The organism is Streptomyces sp. 378 (genome assembly GCF_030124145.1).
Classification (GTDB): Bacteria; Actinomycetota; Actinomycetes; order Streptomycetales; family Streptomycetaceae; genus Streptomyces.
The window spans coordinates 88906-110966 of sequence record NZ_JASKMS010000023.1 but is presented as its reverse complement, the minus strand read 5'-3'; the positions used below and the strand labels follow the sequence as shown (position 1 = coordinate 110966).

Below are 22061 nucleotides of genomic sequence, written 5' to 3'. Positions count from 1 at the left end.
GCTGGCACACGACCACTTGCAGTTGGCAACGCCTGCCCCCTGCAGGAGAGTTGAGCCGCCGATGAACGAAAGAGGGGAGACGAAAGATGCTCGGGAAGCCCGTCGTGGCGGCAGGTGTGATCCTGTCCTTAGCGGTGACGCTGACCTCCTGTACCACCGCCAGCGGCAGCAGCGAGGCACGAGCCCTGGAAGAGGTCCTGCAGCCCGTGCGGGAGGCACAGACCTACAGGATGACTGGCGAGATACGCAGCCCTGACGGGACGAAGACCCCGTTCGAGGCCCAGGTCATCGCGGGAGGTGACTGTAAGGGGACGGTGGGCGGTGCCGAGAGCCTGCTCGCAAAGGGGCGGGTGTGGACGCGTTGGAAGGACTCGGCCGTGGATCAGGCCGTGTCGATGCTCAACGGCGGCCGAGCCGCCAGTGCGGATCCTGTGACGCCTGCTGATGACGTACCTGCCTGGGAAGCAGCCAAGCTGTTGCGCGGGGCGTACATGGTGACCGAACTCCCCGCGGAAACGCCGCAGCTCGAGGGCATAGCCGCTGTCTGCCAGACGGGGGAGTTGCTGGCTGGAGCCGGCAGCAGCGACAGCGACGTCCTCTCCGAACCGGTCACCGTACGCCAGGGAGCAAGACTGCGGCCTCTGACGCTCACCGACGGTCCCGTGACGATTCGTGTGTACGTACCCGAGCACGGAGAACCGTCAGCCCGACTCGCGGAGTACCACGTCGAAGGGGGCCGCTCCTTCTTCGTCCGATTCAGCGGACTCGGAGATCCGGTCGCTGTCAGCCCGCCCCGGAATCAGCAGACCGTCTCGTCATCCGATGTGATGTCCCTCCTTCGCTCGTGACTATGCCGACCGGCCGGTGATCATCTTAGATGACGACTACCACATGTACGTATGTCCCGACCGGGCGTCCGCCGAGGCATGGTGGGAGATGCCCGACGAGTGCGTGTGTGGGTTCGACACCCTGGCCAGACCGCTGCGCATGGCGGGTGAGCCACATCGTGTCGCTCTTGAGCTGGACGTCGCCACGAACACGTTGAAAGCCGGCACTTCACGGTCGCCGCCCCTGCGCGAGGCGAGCGAGTCCCTGGCCGACGCCGAGCGCGAGTCGCTGCCGAAGCGCATAGCCGTGATGGGGGCCGAGAGCGACGAGCAGCGCCGGGAGCTGTGGCAGACCGCCGAGCGCCAGGCTGTAGGCGAGGTTGGCGGAGGTGGCGATGCCGCCGCCGGAGGACTGCAGGCTCTCGCGAGGCTGGACGTTGATCACGGGCAGGCGGCCACGCCGGGAACAGCCGCCCGGTCCGCACGGTTGCATCGACCGAGGGACCGGCGCCGCACGGGCGAGGAGCACGGAGATCAAAAGGCCGTCGGCCCTACCAGGATCCGGGCCGAGGCGCGCGGTACGCCCGCCGCGCACTCGGACCAGGACGTAATTCAGTAGGAGGACGTTTCATGACTGACCGGCCCTTGACGCTCATGGCGGTACACGCGCACCCCGATGATGAGGCCACCGGAACCGGAGGGGTCCTCGCGCAGTACGCGGCGGAAGGCATCCGCACGGTTCTGGTGACGTGTACCGACGGCGGTTGCGGTGACGGACCGGGGGGTGTCAAGCCGGGTGATCCCGGTCATGATCCGGCAGCGGTCGCCTTGATGCGCCGTCAAGAACTCAAGGCGAGCTGTGACGTCCTGAAGATCAGCGATCTGGAAATGCTGGACTATGCCGACTCCGGGATGGCGGGCTGGCCGAGCAACGACGCCCCCGGATCCTTCTGGCAGACCCCTGTGCAGGAAGGCGCGGCCCGGCTCGCGGAACTCATGCGGCACTACCGACCAGATGTGGTCGTCACCTACGACGAGAACGGTTTCTACGGCCACCCCGACCACATCCAGGCCCACCGCATCACGATGGCGGCGCTGGAGATGACCACGCTGACACCGAAGGTGTACTGGACCACGATGCCCCGCTCGATGATGCAGCGGTTCGGCGAGATCATGCGCGAGTTCCATCCGGACATGCCGGAGCCGGATCCTGCCGAGGCCGCCGCGATGGCCGAGATCGGCCTCCCCGACGATGAGATCACCACGTGGGTGGACACCACCGCGTTCAGCGGCCAGAAGTTCGACGCGCTGGCCGCGCACGCCAGTCAGGGCGAGAACATCTTCTTCCTCAAGATGGGCAAGGAGAGGTTCGGCGAGTTGATGGGCATGGAGACCTTCGTACGTGTCCAGGACGCCACCGGCGCGGCCGTACCCGAGAACGATCTCTTCGCCGGACTGCGCTGATCCGCCCGCCCGCAGCCCGCCCGACCGCGTCCGGGGAAGCTCACAGCCGCACAGCGCGCTCGAGCGCGTCACACACCAAGGGGCATGTCCACGAGAGTCCTGCTCCGGCAGTCGGTGACCAGGCACTCGCCGGCGGCGTCGACGCGTGCCGGCACTGCCGACCCGGCACTGCGCTCGTGCCCGAACCGCCAGGCAACCGCAATCGCTGGCAGCTCGACAGGTGCGCGGTGGAGTGCGTCGCCTTCGGCCCCGGTTCAGAAGGCGGGTGCCGACTGCTCGGCCGGTCTGCTCTGGCGGCGGGCCCCTAGCACGGCGTGCCGTAGTCGTTCCTGAGCCATCGACAGGCATGCGTACACCGCTCCCTGTGCCGTCGACAGACCGATCAGATGCTGCACCGACCTGATCTCGGGAACGGCCGGCAGGCTCCGGTCGAGCCGGCCGCGCACCTCGGGAAGCACTGTGTCGACGAGCGGGCGCAGTCGGCCCACGAAATAGACGGACTCCGGGTCCAGCGTCACGGCGACGACGCTGACAGCGGTCACGACGGCCGTGGTGAACGCTTCGAGCACTTCGTCACGTGCGGCGCCGGGGTGCGGCTCCAGCCAGAGGTCCTCGACGCGCTCGAGGTCGAGTCCTCGCTGACGTGCGAACCGGAGCAGCCCCCTGGTGCTCAGCAGCTCGTCGAGGACCTCGTTCCCGGTCCCGGAGGACAGCACACCGATGTCACCGAAAGCCGGTGTACTCCCGCGGGCGAGCTCGTGATCCGTGCAGCTGGCGAAGTTCAGTATCGTGCTGACGCTGAAGAGCGCGGCGTTCCGGATACTGGCGTCGTTCGTGAGGATCCCGAGCAGGGCCGCGTTGGCGTCGCTGTCGAGGAGCACGGGGGCGTCGACCAGTTCCTCGATGGCACGGTGGAGACCGGAGCCCTCGAAGATCTTCATCGACTCCGCAGGGCCGAAGATCTCGGTGCCGCCCCGGACCCGGCCGGGAACTGCGGCGACGATCTGACGCAGCGGACCCTGCGCGGATTCGGCCGCCTGTCCGATCAGATCGACCAGCCATCGTGCGGCGTCCTCGACCTCCTGATGTTCGGCGGTGGCAACCGCCAGGTGGTGCACCTCGCGGCCCCTGAGGTCGGTCACCAGCACACCGGTGGTCTGCGCACCGAAGCTGATGCCGGCGACATGCCCAGTCGTGCCCGGCAAGTCCAGGTAGGTGGACCTGCGGCCACGGCCGGTGACCTCGTCCATTCCGCCGTCGACGACGAAGCCGTCGGCCCGGAGCTCCTCCACCGCTCTGGACACCGTGGCCTTGCTCAGGCCCGTGAGCTCGATCAGCTGGTTCCGGGTCAGGGGCGCGTGGGAGAGGACCACGTCGAGGACCGATGCCTTGTTGTAGTCGCGGGGAGTGGGGTGAGAGGTCACGTGATGACCATAGCGAGCCCGGTACGCCGCTCCCGCCGGGACCGGCCTGGGTGTGATGATCATGGGTTTCGGCGGAGTGACGCGAGGCTGCTCGCGCCCGCCTGCCGTCGTCGCCCGGGTGCGCTGGAAAGCGCCCTCAGGGCCCTCTGGGTCGTCCTCTGCTGTGACGGACGGTTCTCGGCTCATCTGCATGCACTCCGAAGGGTCCCCGGGGCACTCCCAGCAGGATCGCCGCACCGCGGCGCAGGCCAGGAGGCTGGGGGTCGATGACCAGCTGACTGTCGGCAGCGAGCATCCATCAGACGGTGGACCCCTGTGCGGTCAGCCGCCGCGACGCAGTGGCGTCGCCGGGCTGATCGCCCCATGACCTGGGCGACTTGACCGCATGCCGGCGACCGTACCACTCACCACGGAGGCCGTCAGGCGGGGCCCGAGTCCCGGCCCGCGGGCGCAGCCCCGTGGAGCCGGCCGGTTCCAGCCGAGAATCTTTCTAGTTTCAGGTTGGAACTGGAACAAATAATGCTATGGTCTCAGCCACGGCAGCGAGCAACGTCGACCAGAACGAGACGGAAGGTGTGCCTGCGGATGACTTCCACACTCAGTCGGGCCATCGCCCACTACCCCAACCGGTTCGACCCGGGCGCAGTGAGCGAACTCCCCGAACACATCCAAGAGATCATCCAGCGCCGCGATCGGGTGCTGGGCCCCGGTTACACGCTCATCTACAAGGAGCCGGTCGAGTTCGTTTCCGGTCACGGAGCCCACTTGATCGACCGTGACGGCAACGACTATCTCGACGCCTACAACAACGTCCCGTGTGTCGGGCACGCCCACCCCCACGTGGCCGAGGCCGTCGCCCGGCAGATGGCCGCGGTCAACACCAACACGCGCTACGTCCAGCAAGCGCTGGTCGACTACGCGGAGCGGCTTCTTGCGACCTTCCCCGGGGAGCTGTCGAAGCTGAGCATCGCGTGCAGCGGTTCGGAGGCGAACGACCTGGCCATGCGTGTAGCGAGATTCCACACGGGCGGCGAGGGCATCATCGTCACTCGCTGGGCCTACCACGGCATCACCCGGGAGGTGGCGAGCTTCTCGCCCACTCTGGGTGCGGGCTCGCCGCTGGGCCCGAACGTCCGGCTCATCGATGCCCCGGACCCGCGCCTCGTCGCGCCCGGTTCCACGCTCGACGAGCACATGCGGCAGCAGGTGCGTGGCGCGATCGACGACCTCGAGCGCCACGGCTACCGGCTCGCCGCGCTGATCACCGACTGCGCCTACAGCAGTGACGGCATCTTCACCGACCCTCCCGGCTACATGCAGGCCGTGGTGGAGGAGGTGCACGCGGCCGGCGGCGTCTACATCGCGGACGAGGTCCAGTCAGGATTCGCCCGGCTGGGGGACTCCATGTGGGGCTTCAGCCGCCACGGCGTGCTGCCGGACATCGTCACCATGGGCAAGCCGATGGGCAACGGCCTGCCGATCTCGGGTGTGGTCTTCCGCCCCGAGGTCTGCGAGGAGTTCGGACGCAACGTCCGCTACTTCAACACCTTCGGTGGCAGTTCCATCCCCGTGGCCGCCGGCGCCGCGGTGCTGGACGTCATCGAGAGGGAGAACGTGCAGCAGCGTGTCCTGGAGAGCGGCAACGCTCTGCGCGCGGGACTGCGGGAGATCACCGAGGCTTCCCCCTACGTCGCCGAGGTCCGCGGCGCCGGTCTCTTCGTCGGTGTGGAGATCGTCAAGGACCGGGAGACCCTCGAGCCCGACCGCGCACTGGCCGAAGACGTCATCAACGACATGCGCGATCGCCGCATCCTGATCAACGGTACGGGCCCGTCGGCGAACACACTGAAGATCCGCCCCCCGCTGGCCTTCGACTCCGCCGATGTGACCCGCTTTCTGGAGACCTTCGCCACGGTCGCGAAAAACCGTCTGTAGCAGGCTGGCCGAAGGGACAAACCGTGAACACCTCACCGGCTCCGACCTATGCTCAACGGCTCCTCGAGGAGAGCGGCCTGACGTCGTCCCATCACCCCATCGACGTGATGCTGGTGAGCACCTTCCTCGAGAGGCGCTACCGCCTCAGCGGGCGCTTCGAACGGCTGGCGACCGAGAAGGACGACACGTTCAAACTCAGCACCGAGTCGAGCACCTGTCTCGTCAAGGTCTCGCCCCCGGAAGAGGCGGAGGCGGTCGTCGCTCTCCAGACCGCCGCGATGCGCTACCTCGAAAGCACGGCTCCGCACCTGCCCGTCCAGCGGGTGAAGCTGACCGCCGACGGGGACGACCATGTGACCTTGAGGCTGAACGACGGCAGGGCTCGGGTCCTGCGGGTGTTCGACTTCGTCGAAGGCCAGGTCCTGGCCGATGTGAACCCGGGCGCGGAGGGGCTGGCCAGGGCGGGCGAGATGCTCGGGCTGATCGACGTGGCGCTCGGGGAGTTCACCCACCCGGCGGACCGACGGGGTCTGGCGTGGGACATCCGGCACTTCCACCAGCTGAGCGAACTGGTCGAACACACGCCTGACTTCGAGCACCGCAGGTCAGCCCGATCGGTGTTCCGGCTCTTCGGTGAGAACGTCGTCCCGAGGCTGAGCGACCTTGAGACACAAGTGATCCACGGTGACTTCAGCCCATACAACATCGTGGTGGACCCGACGAGTGATCACTTCGTCACCGGGGTCATCGACTTCGGCGACACCGTGCGCAGTGCGGTGATCTTCGACCCCGCCGTTCCCATGGCGAACCTGCTCGGCAGGACGCCGGATGATCCTTGGCGAGACGCCTGTTCCTTCGTCGCGGGCTATCAACGGCAGCGGCCGATCCGGGCCTGGGAACTTCCCCTGCTCCCGGTTGCCGCATTGGCCCGACTCACCCTGCGCGCGCTGATCACGAACTGGCGTGCCGAGCGGGCACCCGATCGGCGCGAGTACCTCCTGGAGCACGCCAGGGACGACTGGATCAATGTCGAGCGCTCCTTGGCTGTGAGCCTGGACGACGTCGTCGCGCACCTACGGCAAGCCCGTCACGGGCTTTCCTGAGAATCCAATTCCGCACCTCTGCGATTCCCCTATCGAAGGGCATGAGCATTTATCATGGCGATTCCCTCGTTCCAGTTCCGTCCGAAGTACGTCTCGTTCGACTGCTACGGCACGCTGATCGAGTACCCGATCACCCCCATCACGTACGAGCTCGTCGGCGACCAGATCCCCGCCGAGCAGTGGGACCAGTTCGTGCGGGAGTTCCGCGGCTACCGCTACGACCAGGTGCGCGGCGCGTACTACCCCTACGAGCAGGTGCTGCAGGACTCGTTCGAGCGGGTCTGCCGCAAGTGGGGTGTGACGGCGGCGCCGGACGCCGGCAAGCGGTTCGCCGCAGGCGTCCGCAGCTGGGGACCCCACCCGGACGTGGTGGAGCCGCTGAAGAAGATGGCCGAGCACTACAAGCTGGTGATCCTCTCCAATGCCGACGACTCCTTCCTCGCGGAGAGCGTGCCCAAGCTCGGGGCGGACTTCCACGCGGTCCTGACCGCGGAGCAGGCCGGCTACTACAAGCCCCGCTACGCCGCCTTCGAGTACATGCTCGAGAAGCTGGACGCGTCCCCCGAGGACTTCGTGCACGTCGCCTCGCACACCCGTTACGACCACCAGTCGATGCACGACATGGGCTTCCGCAACCTGGTCCTGCTGGACCGCGGCTACGACCCGGTGACCCACGGCTACGACTACGTGACCGTGAAGTCCCTGGACGACCTCAACACCATGCTCGGCATCTGACCGAAGGCAACAACGTCCCACACGGCAGACATCCCGTTTCCCCACGGGTTCTGTCTACCGTTCGGTACGGTGTCGGTCTCGCCGCCTACCTGTTTGCCCGGTCAGTTCATGCGAGGTCGAAGGCACGCCGGGCGCGTTCCACCTCGGGCATGTGTGTCGCGGCCCACTCCAGGAGCACCTCGATCGGCTGCCGCATGGTCTTGCCCAGGGGGGTGATCCGGTACTCGACGGCGACGGGGCGGGAACTGAGGAGCACGCGCTCCACGATGCCGTTGCGTTCGAGTCGGCGCAGTGTGGCGGTGAGCGACTTCTGGGTCACCGCGGGGATCGCACGGCGCAGGTCGTTGAAGCGACAGGGCCGTTCGCACAGTTCGTTGAGGACGCTCAGCGACCACTTGTCGAGCACCTGGTCGAGGAACTCCCGGTGAGGGTGCTCGATCCTGAGCTCGCCGTCGTGGCTGTGCGTAGTAGCCGGCACGATACCTGGTCTCCTTGAAGTGTCCTTCGTCTACCAGGTAGCAAGGGTATACCGCGTTGTGGTCGAAGTGAGGAGATCTCCATGTCCGTCCGTCGTTTCACACCTGAAGGCATGATGCAGCCCACCCCGTACGAGCATGTGGCCGTGGGCACGGGAACGCGTCACGTGCATGTCAGCGGCCAGGTCGCCCGCTCGGCGGACGGGTCTCCCGTCGCCCCGGGAGACCTCGCCGGCCAGGTCGCCCACGCGTTGCGGAACACCGGGAAGGGCCTCGCGGGGGCGGGTGCGTCGTTCGACGACGTCCTGAGGCTCACGTTCTACGTCACGGAATGGGCCCCCGAGAAGATCGACGCGTTCATGGCAGGGGTCGGGCAGGTGGCGGAGGAGATCGGGCTGACGGTGCCGCTTCCGCCCTCCTCGCTGATCGGGGTCGACTACCTCTTCGAGCCCGACGTCCTGGTCGAGGTGGAGGCGACCGCGATCCTCGATTGAGTCGATCTCCGGCGCCGACGCGGGTTACCTTCTCTCTGCAACCCGCGTCGGCGCCGCCTCGTCTCTCCGCAGGCTCTCACGGCATGGCAACGGGCGGCCGTCACCGGCCAGGAGGCGCCCGGACTGCGGGCGCAAGCCCACGGAACTCGGCTCCACGGGCTTCAGGCACTCCTCGTCGGCGACCGGGTGCTCACCGACAACGGCTCCTGCTACCGCTCACGCGACTGGCGCGACGAGCTGGCCCGGGCCGGCATGACGCACAAGCGCACCCGTCCCCACGGGCGGCAAACCAACGGCAAGGTCGAGCGGTTCAACCGGACCTTGCCGGATGGGTGGGCCTACGCCCGCGCTACCGCTCAGAGCACGAACGACGCGACGCCTTCCCCGGCCGGCTGCACACCTACAATCACCACCTCGGAAAACACCGCCCTGAAAAGGGCACCCACCCGCTGGCCGCGTCCCCAACCTCACGGGTCGGTACGGCTAACCGGCGCTCCGCGACCCCGGGGGCCGGTCCCGCGCCTGTTCCAGCCGGAGCGGGAGCCGTGCGGCGAGGTGGTCGAGGAGTGCGCTGACCCGCCGCGGGACATGCCCGCCCTCCTCCAGAAGGGCATAGATGTCGGCGGCCGGTGTCGGCAGGTGTGGCAGGACCCTGACCAGCTCGCCTCGCTCGAGATGCGGTCCGACGTGCCACTCGGAGCGCATGATCACACCACGGCCCTCCAGCGCCCAGCCGGTCACCACGTCACCGTCGTTGCTGGACAGGCTTCCCTGCACCCGCACATGCCGGGGACCGTCCGCGTCCTCGAAGCGCCAGAGCGCGAAATCGCTCTCGTTCTCCCGCAGCACGATGCAGTCGTGGTGCGCCAGATCCTCGATGCCCGCCGGGGTGCCGTGCCTGGCGAGATAGGACGGTGACGCGCAGGGCACCCGCCGGTTCCTGGCCAGACGCCGCATGCGCAGTGAGGAATCGGGCGGCATGCCGACGTGGACGGCCACGTCGAACTCACGCTGGTGGGGCCGCAGCGGAAGCGCGGACGTCTGCATCCGGACGTGCAGTTCGGGGTGGGCCGCGGCGAACTCGCCGAGCAGCGGCGCGATGTGCGCACGGCCGAGACCCAGGGTGGCTTCGACGACCAGCGACCCGCGCAGCCCCCCGGCCGTGTCGGTGATGGTGTCTTCCAGTTCGCGTACCTGGTCGAGGATCGCCTCGACGCGCGCCGCGTACAGCTCGCCTTCCGACGTCAGCACGAGCCGGCGGGCGCCGCGCTGCACGAGCCGGACGTCCAGGCGGTGCTCCAGTGCGCTGAGGCGCTTGCTGACGACGGGCAGCGAGCAACCGAGTTCACGCGACGCGGCCGTCAGCGTCTCGCTCGACGCGACCACGTGGAAGAACCGCAAGTCATCCACGACTGAACGGCTCTTGGGCCAGGGGCGACCAGAACGCCGAGAGCTTTCCATGGGGGAAAACGTACCTTGCCGATTACGGGCTTGTAACGGCTGTCGCCGCTGGCCAGGGTAGGACCCGGTCGCGCTGTGGCCGGGACGCCTCCGCAGGCAGTGCCCGCCACTTCACTTGCGCATCGATCACATGGACGGGGAGTGATGTCGTGCCGCAGACCTATCGCATCGCGGCGATTCCGGGTGACGGAATCGGCCGCGAGGTCGTCCCGGAGGGCCTGCGGTGCCTGCGGGCCGCTGCCGAGGTGCACGGCTTCGAACTCGACGTCACCGACTTCGAGTTCGCCAGTGCCGACTACTGGCAGAAGCACGGCACGATGCTGCCCGAGAACTGGCGGGACGTACTCGGTGCGTTCGACGCGATCTTCTTCGGCGCGGTCGGATGGCCGGAGGTGGTCCCGGACCATGTGTCGCTGTGGGGCAGCCTGCTCCAGCTGCGGCGGGGCTTCGACCAGTACGTCAACCTGCGTCCCGTCCGGCTGCTGCGCGGCGTCCGCAGTCCCCTGCGTGACCACCGGCCGGGCGACATCGACTTCTACGTCGTGCGGGAGAACACCGAAGGCGAGTACTCCAGCATCGGCGGCCGGATCTTCGAGGGCACCGACCGCGAGACGGTGGTCCAGGAAACGGTCATGACACGGACCGGCGTCGACCGCGTGCTGCGCTATGCCTTCGAACTCGCCTCGTCCCGCCCGGGCAAGCACCTGACCTGGGCGACGAAGAGCAACGGGATCTCGATCTCCATGCCCTACTGGGACGAGCGCGCCACCGAGATGGCCGCCCGATACCCGGGCGTGACCGCCGAAAAGGACCACATCGACATCCTGACCGCGAAGTTCGTCCTCCAGCCCGACCGGTACGACGTGGTCGTCGCCAGCAACCTGTTCGGTGACATCCTCTCGGACCTGGGCCCGGCCTGTACCGGAACGATCGGCATCGCCCCCAGCGCCAACATCAACCCCGACCGCTCCTTCCCCAGCCTCTTCGAACCGGTGCACGGGTCGGCGCCGGACATCGCCGGTCTCGGTGTCGCCAACCCCGTCGGTCAGATCTGGAGCGGCGCCATGATGCTCACCCACCTCGGCGAGCACCAGGCAGCGGCGCACGTCGTGGCGGCGATCGAGAACGTCCTGGACGAGCAGCCTCATGTGGTCACCCCCGACCTCGGGGGCCCGGGCACGACGGTGGGACTGGGGAAGGCCATCGCGGCCCGGATCGCGGCGAGGCCGCGCGCCGGCCAGGGCGGGGGAGGGGCGGCCGGCGACCCGGCCGGTCGCGCGGCCCAAGGCGGGCTCCCGGCGCTATGACCAGATCTGTCTCCGGCCCGGTCGGCCTTGAGCGGCGCCGGGACCGGCTCGCCGCCGCACACTATCCAGCAGCTGCCCAGCATGGTGGCGGCGCGAAGGGACGACCCGTATGACGACGGTGTCAGCAGGCCAGCGGACGCGTACCCGGCGCATCACGTTCCTGGTCGCACTCGCGGTCTTCGCACAGGAGTCGACCTGGAACTTCTACGAATCCCAGGTTCCGCCGCTCTTGCGGGAGCACCTCACCAGCGCGGCCGTCGTGGGTCTGCTGATGGGCATGGACAACTTGCTCGGCATCTTCATCCAGCCGTGGATCGGCAACAGGTCCGACAGGACCAGGACCTCCTGGGGTCGGCGGATGCCCTACCTGGTGGTCGGAATGCCGACCGCCGCCGCGCTGTTCATCCTCATCCCGCACAGCGCGGGGTCCTTGCCGCTCCTGATCGCTGTGCTGTTCTCGTACGCGCTCGTCGCCAACACCTTCAAGCCGATCGCCGAGGCGCTCGTACCGGACTTCATCGCACCCGAGCGACGGAGCCGGGCCAACGCCGTGGTCAAGATCGCTTCGAGTGTCACGGCCATCGTCGCCGCGGTCATCAGCATCTTCCTGGTCGACAACCACTTGAGCCTTGCCTTCGCGATCCCCGCGGTCATCATGCTGATCTCGATCGGGGTGCTGGCGGCCACAGTGCGCGACAACCGGTCCCCGGCCTACCAGGCGGCGGTGGCCGAATGCGCGGCGGAGGACGATGCCGAGCGCATCGAACCACGGGTCCGGGACACCTTCATCGAAATCCTCAAGGACTCCGACCGCAGCCGGCTTCTGCTGCTCCTCGCGATCCTCCTCTTCGGCAGCGCATGGGCCGCGTCCCGGTCCCTGATCACGCCGTACGGGATGGAAGCGCTGGACATGTCACGAGGAGACGCGGGCGGTCTCACGCTGCCCAGCGGTATCGCCTTCATCCTGGCGGCCTACCCGGCGGCCGTGCTCGCCGAGCGTCACGGACGGCTCCGGGTCATGGCCCTGGGCATGTCGGTCTTCGCCGGCGCCATGGTCCTGGGGACGCTCATCCAGACACCGACGGGGGCCACCGCGGCCCTGTGCCTCGCGGCCGCCGGCGCGGCCTGCTTCCTGGTCAACGCGGTGGTCGTCCTGTGGAACCTGGCACCCTCGGCCCGGGTCTTCGGGACCTACGCCGGGATGTACACCGTCGGCTGGGCCGGCGGCGGCTTCGTGGGCCCGGCGCTGGTCGGCGGGATGGTCGACATCAGCGGCTGGCCCCTGATGCTCATGGACATCGCCATCGTCGCCGCGCTGTCGATCGTCGTCGTAGCCAGGATCGGTGTGCTGCAGCGGCGCGCCGTCCTGACCCTCGCGAAGTAGTCAGCCCCTCCACGCAGCGCGGCGCCCACCCGGCGCCCGGCGCAGCCAGAGACGAGGAAACCGTGCCCCGCATTCTGATCACCACCGACTACCTGCGGCCCGGCGACGAGGTCGATCACCATCTCCGGGCGCACGGCCACACGACGGTACACGTGCCGTTCATCGGACGGCGCGGGCCCGAGCAACTCGTCGCCGCCCTCGACGGGATCGACGCCGCGCTCGTCGGCCATGAGCCCCTGACCGCCCAGGTCCTCTGTGAGGCGCCTCGCCTGCGCGCCATCGTGCGAACCGGCGTCGGCTACGACTCGATCGACATCACCGCCGCCGGCCGGCTCGGCATCACGGTGAGCAACCTGCCGGGAATCAACGCGAACGCCGTGGCCGAGTACACCCTCGGTCTGCTGCTGGCCGCCGCGCGTCGGCTGGTGCAGAGCGCGGCGGGGGTGACTGCCGGCCGGTGGCCGAGGGAGGACGGTCACGAACTGCGTGGCTCCACGCTCGGCCTGATCGGCTACGGGGCTGCAGCACGCGCCGTGGTGCCGCTGGCCCGGGCCTTCGGCATGGAGGTGCTCTGCACGACCGGTGTGCCGAAGCACCAACGGCCGGACGAGTCGGTGCGGTTCGTCGACCTCCCCGAACTGCTGGCGGCGTCCGACTACGTGTCGGTGCACACCGCGTTGACCGACCGCACACGAGGCCTCCTGGACGCCAGCGCCTTCCGGCGGATGAAGTCGACGGCGGTACTGGTCAACACCGGGCGGGGCGCCGTCGTCGACGAACGGGCCCTGGCCGACGCCGTGCGCACCGGCCAGATCGCAGCGGCGGCCCTCGACGTGGTGAGTGAGGAGCCCCTCCCGGCCGACAGCCCGCTGCGGGACGTCGAGGGAATCATCGTCTTCTCCCATCTTGCGGGCCAGACCGCCGAAGCCCGTGCCGCCGCGGGCCTGGAGGGGGCCGCCGAGGTGGTGGCCGCGCTCGAGGGCCGCCCCCGTTTCGCGGTGAACGCCCACCTGCTGCCCCGCACGCCCACCGCCCGGTCCGACGGGTGACACCCACCCGCCACGCGCCCGCCACCAAGAGGAAAGAGGAACATGGAAAACGAAATGGAAAACGAACGGGTTGACCAGGTCAAGGTCCTGGCACCGACCGGCATGCTCGGAGCCGGCTTTCCCGAGGCCACGATCGAGCGAGGCCTGGCGCTCGGCGCCGATGTCATCTCCGTCGACGGGGGCAGCACCGACTCCGGTCCCTACTATCTCGGCGCGTCACAGCCCAAGACCACCCGGGCTGCGGTCGCCCGTGACCTTCGAGTACTGCTCAAGGCCGCTGCCGGCGCCGGAATTCCGCTGATCGTGGGCTCGTGCGGCACCAGCGGAACCGATGCCGGTGTCGACTGGGTCGCCGGCATCGTCGCCGACATCCTGGCGGCCGAGGGACTCCGGCTGCGGGTGGCGCGCATCTACAGCGAGCAGGACCCCGGCGCGCTCCTGGAGCGCTTGGCCGAGGGGCGGATCCATGCCCTGCCCCCACTGGGCGAACTGGAGCCGGAAACGCTGCGGAGCTGCACACACATCGTCGGAGCCATGGGGCACGAGCCGATCGTCGCCGCGCTCGAGGCCGGGGCACAGGTCGTGCTCGCCGGGCGCGCCACGGACACCGCCATCGCCGCAGCCTATCCGCTGATGAAGGGGATGCCCGCCGGGCCGGCCTGGCACGCAGCGAAAATCATCGAGTGCGGTGGGCAGTGCACCAGCGATCCGCGCGCGGGCGGGGTGCTGGCCACGATCGACGCCGACGGCTTCACCATCGAGCCGCTCGACCCGACGGTCGCCTGCACGCCGATCCTGGTCGCCGCCCACATGCTGTACGAGACGGTGAACCCGTTTCAGATGCGCGAGCCTGACGGCACGTTGGACGTCCGTGACGCCGTCTACACCGCCCTGGACGAGCGCACGGTGCGAGTCGAGGGTTCGCAGTTCCAGGTCGCCGACCAGCACACCATCAAGCTCGAAGGCGCCCGGATCACCGGCTACGAGACCATGTCGTTCAGCGCGATCCGGGATCCGCACATCCTGGCGAACATCGACGACTGGGCCGATCTCATGCGCAGGATGATCAAACAGCGGGTGGAGCAGACGATCGGCCTGAGCGAGGACAAGTACGCCTTCGACCTGCGCCTCTACGGGTACAACGCCATCCTCGGGGATCTCGATCCGGCATCGGGTCCGCCTCGCGAGGTGGGAGTCATGCTCCTCGTCAACGCACCGGACCAGAGCACCGCCACCGCCGTCGCGAAAATCGCCAATCCCTTGATGCTGCACCTGCCGACGGCCGACATGAACCATCTGCCGAGCCTCGCGTTCGCCACCTCACCGGCGGAGGTCGAGCGCGGCCCGGCGTACGCGTTCGTACTCAACCACGTCGTCGACACCCTCGCCCCCGCCGACATGTTCCGCACCGCGATCGAAGAGGTCCCCCACCATGGCTGAGACCACCCCCACCACCCTGGGAGACCTGGCGTACGAGGTCCGGTCCAAGAACGCCGGACCCTTCTGGGTCACCATGGAGCTGTTCCTGCGTGACGCGGACGGCTATCGCATCGCCGCCGACGAGACGTTCCTCAATGAGGGAACCGTCGCCCGGCTCTACGGAATCGACGAGGCCGACGTGCAGATGTTCCGCATCCCCTCGCTGAACGTCGTCAAGATCTCCTTCCCGCGTCCTGTCAGCCAGGCATCCCTGCGAGACCGTGACGTCCACTCCGGTCAGCACCATGTGCCGTTGGCGGTGCTGCCCCTGCCCGCCACCTGACACCGCCCGGACGCGGCACTTCACAGACTCACCCTCCCCACCAGCATCTGAAGGAGCAGTTCCTTGAACCCCCTTGCCGTTTCCGGCGCCCAGCGCCACCCCCGTGACCGTGAGTGAACCTGCGGCGAGTATCTGACGTCGTCCGACCGTCATGGAGGTTTCCCCTTCAGTGCGGTGCTGCAGTGTGATTGACGGGAAGGAAGTTACCTTCCCGTACAGGATTATTTTGACTTTCAAGTTGCGCATCGCGCCCTCAGACATGGAGCTTTGGCGCCCGGACGCATCCGAGACCGCTGTGTCGTCAGGTTTAAGAATGAGCTGCTGAACGACGAGGCGGTCGTCTTGTACGGCGACATCCTGCGGCTGACGGACGTGATCGGCGGTCGGTCCGAACGCACCATGCGCGAGGCCACCGGGCTGATCGGTTCCGAGTTCGAGGTGCTCCTGCGCCTGGCCCGGCACCCGCAGAACCGGACCACCAGCGCCCGCTTGGCCGAGGATCTGTCATTCACCTCCGGCGGGCTGACCCGGCTCATCGCCCGCATGGAGGAGGCCGGGCTGCTCGCCCGGCACCCCCACCCCGACGACCGCCGCGCCGCACTCCTGGAAGCCACCCCGAAAGGTCGTGAACTGCTGGGACGCGCCCTCGCCGCGCACGTCCCGCAGATCACCGCCGACCTCCTGGAGCCGCTCACCCCGATTGAGCGCTTGATCCTGCGCGAGCTGGTGAACAAGCTGACGGCCCACGGCGCAAGAGGCGCGGTGCAGGGCCCCGCACGGGTACGCGCGGCAGGCGATCGCGCGGGCACCGGCCCTTGACCGTGCCAGGTGAGGCCCTGTCGGCCGCCGGCCATCGCCCTTGGCCTCGCCGCACGGCGCTGCCTTGGCAAGGCCAAGGGCGCCCAGCCAGGCTCGTAGCCGCGATCGGCTCGTCACCGCCGCCGTCCGGGGCCGGCCGGTCCTCTCCCTGTCCGCGACCGGAATCGTGGCAGGCCCGGGCGCAGGTCAGTAGGCGACGGTGAATACGGCGGCGGATGGCCTGGTTCTTCTCCAGTTCGTCGACCAGCGCGACGGCGTAGTCCTCGGCGCTGATGAAGCTGCGGCCGTTCGCGTCGACGAGGAGTTCGTCGCCGCCGAGCCGGAACTGGGCGGTCCGGTCGCCGGGGGCGATCTCGTCAGCCGGGGAGACGTACGTCCAGTCCAGGTCGCTCACCTCGGCGCGCAGCAGCCGCATGACCTCGCGCTGGGCGAGGGACTCGGCCTTGTAAACCGCCGGAAAATCGGCGGTGTCTACGCGGTCCACGCCCGATGTCGTCCTGAGGCTGCCGGCGCCGCCCACTACGACAAGTCGCGGCCCGCCCGCGGTGCGCAGCCCCTCGATCAGGGAGCGGTACGTCTCCAGCAGCGGGGCGGACGGGTCGGAACCGTCGCGGGGTGGGGAGACGGCCGAGATCACCGCGTTGTGACCTGCCGCGACTCCGGCCACCTGGGCGGGCACCGTGGCGTCGAGGGCGACAGCCGTCAGCGCGGGATCCGGGGACAGGGCGTCCGTGACCCGGTTGGCACCGAGCCCTTGACCCTCGGCGTTCTCCTCCGCGATGCTCGGTTGCGCATAGCGGTGCGTGTAGCGTATGAGGCAACGCGCTCGCGAGAGTTTCCTGCTTGAGGAGCAGCTCATGGCCCACGAGGTTCGTGCCGTCGTCGCCCGCAAGAAGGGCGCACCGGTCACCGTCGAAACGATCGTCGTCCCCGACCCCGGCCCGGGCGAGGCGCTGGTCGACGTCGAGGCGTGCGGCGTCTGTCATACCGATCTCCACTACCGCGAGGGCGGCATCAACGACGAGTTCCCCTTCCTTCTGGGGCACGAGGCGGCAGGCCGCGTCGAAGCGGTAGGAGAGGGTGTCACCGGTGTCGAGCCCGGCGACTTCGTGATCCTCAACTGGCGGGCGGTGTGCGGCCAGTGCCGGGCATGCAGCAAGGGCAAGCCCTGGTACTGCTTCGCCACCCACAACGCCGCACAGCCCATGACGCTGCTCGACGGCACCCCCCTCTCGCCCGCCCTCGGCATCGGCGCGTTCGCGGAGAAGACGCTGGTCGCGGCCGGGCAGTGCACCAAGGTGGATCCGGCGGCCCCGGCGGCCGCGGCCGGGCTGCTCGGGTGCGGCGTCATGGCGGGCTTCGGCGCGGCCGTGAACACCGGCGCCGTCGGCAGGGGCGACTCCGTCGCCGTCATCGGCTGCGGAGGCGTCGGCATGGCCGCCGTCGCGGGTGCGAGGCTCGCCGGAGCGAGCAAGGTCATCGCCGTCGACATCGACCGGCGCAAGCTGGACCGGGCCATGGCCATGGGCGCGACCCACACGGTCGACGGGGCGAAGGACGACGTGGTGGAAGCAGTGCGCGAGCTGACGGGCGGCTTCGGCGCGGACGTCGTCGTCGAGGCGGTCGGCCGCCCCGAGACCTACCGGCAGGCCTTCTACGCCCGTGACCTGGCCGGCACGGTCGTGCTGGTCGGCGTGCCCACCCCGGAGATGAAGGTGGAGCTGCCCCTGCTCGACGTCTTCGGGCGGGGTGGTGCGCTGAAGTCCAGCTGGTACGGCGACTGCCTGCCCTCGCGCGACTTCCCGGCCCTCATCGACCTGTATCTGGGAGGCCGTTTCGACCTGGACGCCTTCGTCTCCGAGACCATCGGCCTCGGCGACGTGGAGGAGGCGTTCGAGAAGATGCACCACGGCGACGTGCTGCGCTCGGTGGTGGTGCTGTGATGGCCGGCGCACCGCGGATCGAACACCTCGTCACCAGCGGGACCTTCAGCCTCGACGGCGGCACCTGGGACGTCGACAACAACGTCTGGATCATCGGTGACGACGACGAGGTGGTCGTCATTGACGCCGCACACGACTCCGACGCCGTCCTGGAGGCCGTCGGCGACCGGCGTCTGTCGGCCGTCGTCTGCACCCACGCCCACGACGACCATGTGCGCGCCGCGCCGGACATCGCGCTGGCCACGGGCGCGCCCATCCTCCTGCACCCTGACGACCAGGTGCTGTGGAAGATGGTCCATCCCGGCCGGCGCCCCGACAGGCCGCTCGCGGACGGTGACGAGCTCACGGTGGCGGGCATCGGCCTGCGTGTCCTGCACACGCCCGGACACGCTCCGGGCGCCGTGTGCCTGTACGCACCGGACCTGGGCGCGCTGTTCAGCGGCGACACGCTGTTCGCCGGAGGGCCCGGCGCGACCGGGCGCTCGTACAGCGACTTCGGTACGATCATCGGCTCCATCGGTGATCGGCTGCTGACCCTCCCCGGTGAGACGGCCGTCCACACGGGACACGGCGATACCACCACCGTCGCGGCGGAAGCACCGCACCTGGAGGAGTGGGCCGCCCGCGGCTGGTGACACAGGGCCGGGCCCTGGGCCGGCCGGGACGGTCACGTGCACCCACGTCTCCTCGGGCGAGACCCGCGCACGGACAACGGCCCCGGCCGCCGGCCACCGTCATGACCGAGGCCCCCCGCCCCGCTGGCCCTTGGACGAACCGCCGTATCCGCTCCCGCCCCGACGGCCCGCTTCGGCGGGCTCGTTCCCGCCGGGCTCCGTGACCGGCGCGCCCGGGTCCGATGCACTGCGCATCATCGACGCCCTGGAGTGCCGGCCACGTGGCCCCTACCGCCGGGCCGTCGGGTGGGTCGACGCCGACCGGGGGACCGGTGAACCGGCCCTGGGCGTCCGCACTTTTCGGATCGACCGGGCCGACCCTGCCGGACCGGTGCTGGGCTTCGGCATCACCTGGGGGTCCCCGATCCCGCCGGGGAGCGGGAGGAGGCCGAGCTGGAGGCCTCTCGTCTGCTCTCTCCGGCGTCCGGTCCGTACAGGGATGCCCAGGCTTCCCAGCCGCCTTGACAGTGCCGTGCCGCCGTCCTCAGACTCGTTGCCCATATCGCACGTTGTTCCTCTATATGCAACGAGGTCGACAGGCTCATGAAGATTCCCGCACGTCCCCACGCCGACCCGCACCGAGACGCGTGAGTACCGCCGCCCGGCCCGGTCAGGTGGCTCCCGCGCTCCATCCGCGAGGCCTCCCCCGCCTCGACCGGACCCTGGTGATGGGCATCGTGAACGTGACGCCCGACTCGTTCTCCGACGGCGGGCGGTGGTTCGACCCGGAACGGGCCGTCGCGCACGGCCTGGCGCTGCTCGGCGAGGGCGCGGACATCCTGGACGTGGGCGGTGAGTCGACCCGTCCCGGTGCCGCGCGCCCGGCCGTCGAGGAGGAGCTGCGGCGCGTGCTGCCGGTCGTCCGTGCACTCGCCGCCGCCGGTGCGACGGTCAGCGTCGACACCATGCGGGCCGAGGTCGCCGCGCACGCCATCGAGGCCGGAGCCGCCCTCGTCAACGACGTCTCCGGAGGCCTCGCCGATCCGGCCATGCTGCCGCTGATGGCGCGGGCCGGCACGCCCTACGTGCTCATGCACTGGCGCGGGCACTCCGCGGGCATGCAGGCGAACGCCGTGTACGACGACGTCGTCACCGACGTGGTCGACGAGTTGCGGGCGAGAGTCGAGGCGGCCTTGCACGCCGGGGTCCCGGCGGACTGTCTGGTGGTCGACCCGGGGCTCGGGTTCGCCAAGCACTCCGAACACAACTGGCGGCTGCTCGGCCGTCTCCGGGAGCTTTCCGCACTCGGCCGGCCGGTCCTGGTGGGTGCGGCGCGGAAGTCCTTCCTGGGAGACCTCCTGGCGGACCCGGAGACCGGTCGGCCCCGCCCGGCGCACCTGCGGGACGCGGCCACCGCCGCGGTATCGGTCCTGGCCGCGGCGCAGGGTGCCTGGTGCGTGCGCGTCCATGACGTGGCCTCGACGGCCGACGCGGTGCGCGTGGCCGCCCGGTGGGGCCTCGAAGCGGCCGGAACGCTGTCGCCCGTGCCGCCATTCTGACGGTCCCCGGCACCGACCTGCGTTTCTCATGACGCTGAGCGTTGCGTCTGTAGCAACGCAAAATAGGGGCATTCGGTGTCCAGTGAACTCCTTGACAAGGGTTTGTGGGCGCCCTCAAACTGGCGTTGCGTTCACCGCAATCCGTTTCGCTATACGCACCGAGGTGTCATGATGATTGCCGCGTGCCGTCTCGTGGATCTGCCCCGAGGCGAGGCCCACAGGCTCGACATCGACCCGCCGGTCTCGGTGTTCCACACCGACGACGGCGAACTCTTCGCCATCGACGACACATGCACCCACCAGGACGCCTCGCTCGCCGACGGCTGGCTGGAGGGCTGCGAGGTCGAATGCCCCTTGCACGCCTCGAAGTTCAACCTCAAGACCGGAGCCGTCGACGCCCCGCCGGCCAAGCTCCCGGTGCGCACGCACGAGGTCCTCGTCGAGGACGGCATGATCTACGTCCGGCTGTCCACGGCGGCCCCGAACCTGCCTCCCTGCATCGCCGCCCGGCTCGCCGGGGGCGTCGCGTGAGGACGGTGGCCGTGGTCGGCGCGTCGCTGGCCGGTCTGTCGGCGGCGCGCTCGTTGCGCAAACAGGGCTACGACGGTCGCCTGATCGTCATCGGCGACGAGACACATCGCCCGTACGACAGGCCGCCCCTGTCCAAAGAGTTCCTGACCGGCAGCATCGGCGAAGCCGAACTCGCGCTGGAGCCGGACGACGAGGACCTCCGGGCGGAGTGGCTGCTCGGGGCCCGGGCCGCCGCACTCGACACCACGCCCCGTGCCGTGCGGCTCACCGACGGCCGGGAGGTGCGCGCCGACGGCATCGTCATCGCCACCGGCGCCACCGCCCGGACCCTGCCCGGCATGGACGGACTGCCCGGCGTGCACACGCTGCGCACCCTCGACGACGCTCGCGCCCTGCGGGACGAACTGGCCCGGGGCGGACGCCTGGTCGTGATAGGCGGCGGCTTCATCGGTGCCGAGGTCGCCTCCACCGCCCACGCCCTCGGCCTCGACGTCACCATCGTCGAGGCGGCGCCCACACCCCTGGCCGGACCGCTCGGCCCGGGCATGGGGCGCATCGTCTCGGGCCTCCACGCGGACCACGGCGTACGCCTGTTGTGCGGCGTGGGCGTGAAGGGGCTGAGCGGAGAGAACCGCGTCGACGCCGTCCTGATGGAGGACGGCCGGAGCATCCCCGCCGACATCGTGGTCGTGGGGGTCGGGGCCCGTCCCTGCGTCGAATGGCTGGCCGGATCCGGCGTCGAACTCGACGACGGTGTCAAGTGCGGTGCGGACGGGCGTACCAGCCTGGCCGGGGTGGTCGCGGTCGGGGACTGCGCTTCCTGGTACGACCCGCGCGCCGGCACCCACCGCCGTGTCGAGCACTGGACCGGAGCCAGGGAGCGGCCCGACGCGGCCGTGGCCGCCCTGCTGTCCTGGGGCGAGTCCGAACCGGGCGTACCGAGGCCACCGTACTTCTGGTCCGATCAGTACGGCGTGAAGATCCAGTTCGCCGGCAACGCCTCCCGCGCCGACAGCGTGACGATCGAGGAAGGCACCGCGGACGAGCGCAACGTCCTGGCCGTCTACCGGCGCGGGGGACACCCCGTCGCCGTGCTCGGGATGAACCAGCCGCGGCCGTTCATGCGCTGGCGCAAGCACCTCGCGGCGGCCGGAACGCCCTGACGGGCGCACAG

General features: G+C 69.4%; 21 protein-coding genes and 3 pseudogenes. 19 read left to right on the top strand and 5 right to left on the bottom strand.

What is annotated here, in order from left to right:
* The first annotated feature begins 86 nt into the window (after positions 1–86).
* A complete protein-coding gene (locus QNO09_RS27585) occupies positions 87–848 on the top strand; it encodes a hypothetical protein (protein ID WP_283972956.1) in 762 nt (253 codons plus the stop codon).
* 208 nt (positions 849–1056) lie between these two features.
* On the opposite strand, the gene QNO09_RS27580 is transcribed toward QNO09_RS27585, so the two are convergent.
* Entirely contained in the window at positions 1057–1272 is a 216-nt protein-coding gene (locus tag QNO09_RS27580) for a hypothetical protein (protein WP_283972955.1), read from the bottom strand.
* 185 nt (positions 1273–1457) lie between these two features.
* On the opposite strand from QNO09_RS27580, the gene QNO09_RS27575 reads away from it, so the two are divergent.
* The gene (locus tag QNO09_RS27575; RefSeq protein ID WP_283972954.1) at positions 1458–2291 is read left to right on the top strand and encodes a PIG-L family deacetylase; all 834 of its coding nucleotides are present in this window, start codon (positions 1458–1460) and stop codon (positions 2289–2291) included.
* 254 nt (positions 2292–2545) lie between these two features.
* On the opposite strand, the gene QNO09_RS27570 is transcribed toward QNO09_RS27575, so the two are convergent.
* The gene (locus tag QNO09_RS27570) at positions 2546–3715 is read right to left on the bottom strand and encodes an ROK family transcriptional regulator (protein ID WP_283972953.1); all 1170 of its coding nucleotides are present in this window, start codon (positions 3713–3715) and stop codon (positions 2546–2548) included.
* 585 nt (positions 3716–4300) lie between these two features.
* Here QNO09_RS27570 and QNO09_RS27565 point away from each other — a divergent pair.
* From QNO09_RS27565 to QNO09_RS27555, 3 genes are read left to right on the top strand one after another with little or no spacing between them, the layout of a single operon-like run.
* Entirely contained in the window at positions 4301–5650 is a 1350-nt protein-coding gene (locus QNO09_RS27565; protein ID WP_283972952.1) for an aspartate aminotransferase family protein, read from the top strand.
* 23 nt (positions 5651–5673) lie between these two features.
* On the top strand, positions 5674–6753 hold the full coding sequence (locus QNO09_RS27560) for a phosphotransferase (RefSeq protein ID WP_283972951.1): 1080 nt from the start codon (positions 5674–5676) through the stop codon (positions 6751–6753).
* 54 nt (positions 6754–6807) lie between these two features.
* Positions 6808–7488, top strand: coding sequence for a haloacid dehalogenase type II (locus tag QNO09_RS27555; protein ID WP_283972950.1), 681 nt, complete (start codon positions 6808–6810; stop codon positions 7486–7488).
* Positions 7489–7594: 106 nt separating this feature from the next.
* Here QNO09_RS27555 and QNO09_RS27550 read toward each other — a convergent pair whose 3' ends face one another.
* Complete coding sequence (locus QNO09_RS27550; protein WP_283972949.1) at positions 7595–7966, bottom strand: winged helix-turn-helix transcriptional regulator; 372 nt, start codon at positions 7964–7966, stop codon at positions 7595–7597.
* An 81-nt stretch (positions 7967–8047) separates the two neighbouring features.
* Here QNO09_RS27550 and QNO09_RS27545 point away from each other — a divergent pair, with 81 nt between their 5' ends.
* Positions 8048–8458, top strand: coding sequence for a RidA family protein (locus QNO09_RS27545; protein WP_283972948.1), 411 nt, complete (start codon positions 8048–8050; stop codon positions 8456–8458).
* A 183-nt stretch (positions 8459–8641) separates the two neighbouring features.
* Positions 8642–8945, top strand: a pseudogene (locus tag QNO09_RS27540) (integrase core domain-containing protein); the annotation flags it as partial.
* Here the strand turns inward: QNO09_RS27540 and QNO09_RS27535 are convergent.
* Positions 8942–9868, bottom strand: a complete 927-nt coding sequence (locus QNO09_RS27535; protein WP_283972947.1) for a LysR family transcriptional regulator — start codon at positions 9866–9868, stop codon at positions 8942–8944. The pseudogene QNO09_RS27540 and the gene QNO09_RS27535 overlap by 4 nt on opposite strands.
* 200 nt (positions 9869–10068) lie before the next feature.
* Between QNO09_RS27535 and QNO09_RS27530 the strand changes: the two genes are divergently transcribed.
* The 6 genes from QNO09_RS27530 to QNO09_RS27505 all read left to right on the top strand — a co-directional run bounded on the left by QNO09_RS27530 (position 10069) and on the right by QNO09_RS27505 (position 16240).
* Positions 10069–11226 (top strand): tartrate dehydrogenase, encoded by a 1158-nt coding sequence (locus QNO09_RS27530; protein WP_283972946.1) that lies wholly within the window; start codon positions 10069–10071, stop codon positions 11224–11226.
* A 109-nt stretch (positions 11227–11335) separates the two neighbouring features.
* A complete protein-coding gene (locus QNO09_RS27525; protein WP_283972945.1) occupies positions 11336–12610 on the top strand; it encodes an MFS transporter in 1275 nt (424 codons plus the stop codon).
* Positions 12611–12672: 62 nt separating this feature from the next.
* Positions 12673–13659 carry a phosphoglycerate dehydrogenase gene (locus tag QNO09_RS27520; RefSeq protein ID WP_283972944.1) on the top strand — a complete coding sequence of 329 codons (987 nt, stop codon included), beginning with the start codon at positions 12673–12675 and terminating at the stop codon, positions 13657–13659.
* 54 nt (positions 13660–13713) lie between these two features.
* Entirely contained in the window at positions 13714–15099 is a 1386-nt protein-coding gene (locus QNO09_RS27515) for an acyclic terpene utilization AtuA family protein (RefSeq protein WP_283972943.1), read from the top strand.
* On the top strand, positions 15092–15421 hold the full coding sequence (locus QNO09_RS27510) for a DUF4387 domain-containing protein (protein WP_283972942.1): 330 nt from the start codon (positions 15092–15094) through the stop codon (positions 15419–15421). The genes QNO09_RS27515 and QNO09_RS27510 overlap by 8 nt, the downstream gene beginning before the upstream one ends.
* A gap of 342 nt (positions 15422–15763) precedes the next feature.
* Complete coding sequence (locus QNO09_RS27505) at positions 15764–16240, top strand: MarR family winged helix-turn-helix transcriptional regulator (RefSeq protein WP_283972975.1); 477 nt, start codon at positions 15764–15766, stop codon at positions 16238–16240.
* Between the two features lie 289 nt (positions 16241–16529).
* Here the strand turns inward: QNO09_RS27505 and QNO09_RS27500 are convergent.
* Positions 16530–17099 (bottom strand): annotated as a pseudogene (locus tag QNO09_RS27500) (NAD(P)-dependent oxidoreductase); the annotation flags it as partial.
* On the opposite strand from QNO09_RS27500, the gene QNO09_RS27495 reads away from it, so the two are divergent.
* From QNO09_RS27495 to QNO09_RS27470, 6 genes and pseudogenes are all read left to right on the top strand, one after another.
* Positions 17098–18183 (top strand): S-(hydroxymethyl)mycothiol dehydrogenase, encoded by a 1086-nt coding sequence (locus QNO09_RS27495; RefSeq protein WP_283972941.1) that lies wholly within the window; start codon positions 17098–17100, stop codon positions 18181–18183. The pseudogene QNO09_RS27500 and the gene QNO09_RS27495 sit on opposite strands and share 2 nt — an antisense overlap.
* Positions 18183–18818, top strand: coding sequence for an MBL fold metallo-hydrolase (locus tag QNO09_RS27490; RefSeq protein WP_283972940.1), 636 nt, complete (start codon positions 18183–18185; stop codon positions 18816–18818). The genes QNO09_RS27495 and QNO09_RS27490 overlap by 1 nt, the downstream gene beginning before the upstream one ends.
* A gap of 175 nt (positions 18819–18993) precedes the next feature.
* Positions 18994–19322, top strand: a pseudogene (locus tag QNO09_RS27485) (chorismate-binding protein); the annotation flags it as partial.
* A 122-nt stretch (positions 19323–19444) separates the two neighbouring features.
* Positions 19445–20356, top strand: coding sequence for a dihydropteroate synthase (folP, locus tag QNO09_RS27480; protein WP_502962353.1), 912 nt, complete (start codon positions 19445–19447; stop codon positions 20354–20356).
* Between the two features lie 168 nt (positions 20357–20524).
* A complete protein-coding gene (locus QNO09_RS27475) occupies positions 20525–20887 on the top strand; it encodes a bifunctional 3-phenylpropionate/cinnamic acid dioxygenase ferredoxin subunit (RefSeq protein WP_283972939.1) in 363 nt (120 codons plus the stop codon).
* The gene (locus QNO09_RS27470; RefSeq protein ID WP_283972938.1) at positions 20884–22050 is read left to right on the top strand and encodes an NAD(P)/FAD-dependent oxidoreductase; all 1167 of its coding nucleotides are present in this window, start codon (positions 20884–20886) and stop codon (positions 22048–22050) included. Before QNO09_RS27475 ends, QNO09_RS27470 begins: the two co-directional genes overlap by 4 nt.
* Positions 22051–22061: the final 11 nt, after the last annotated feature.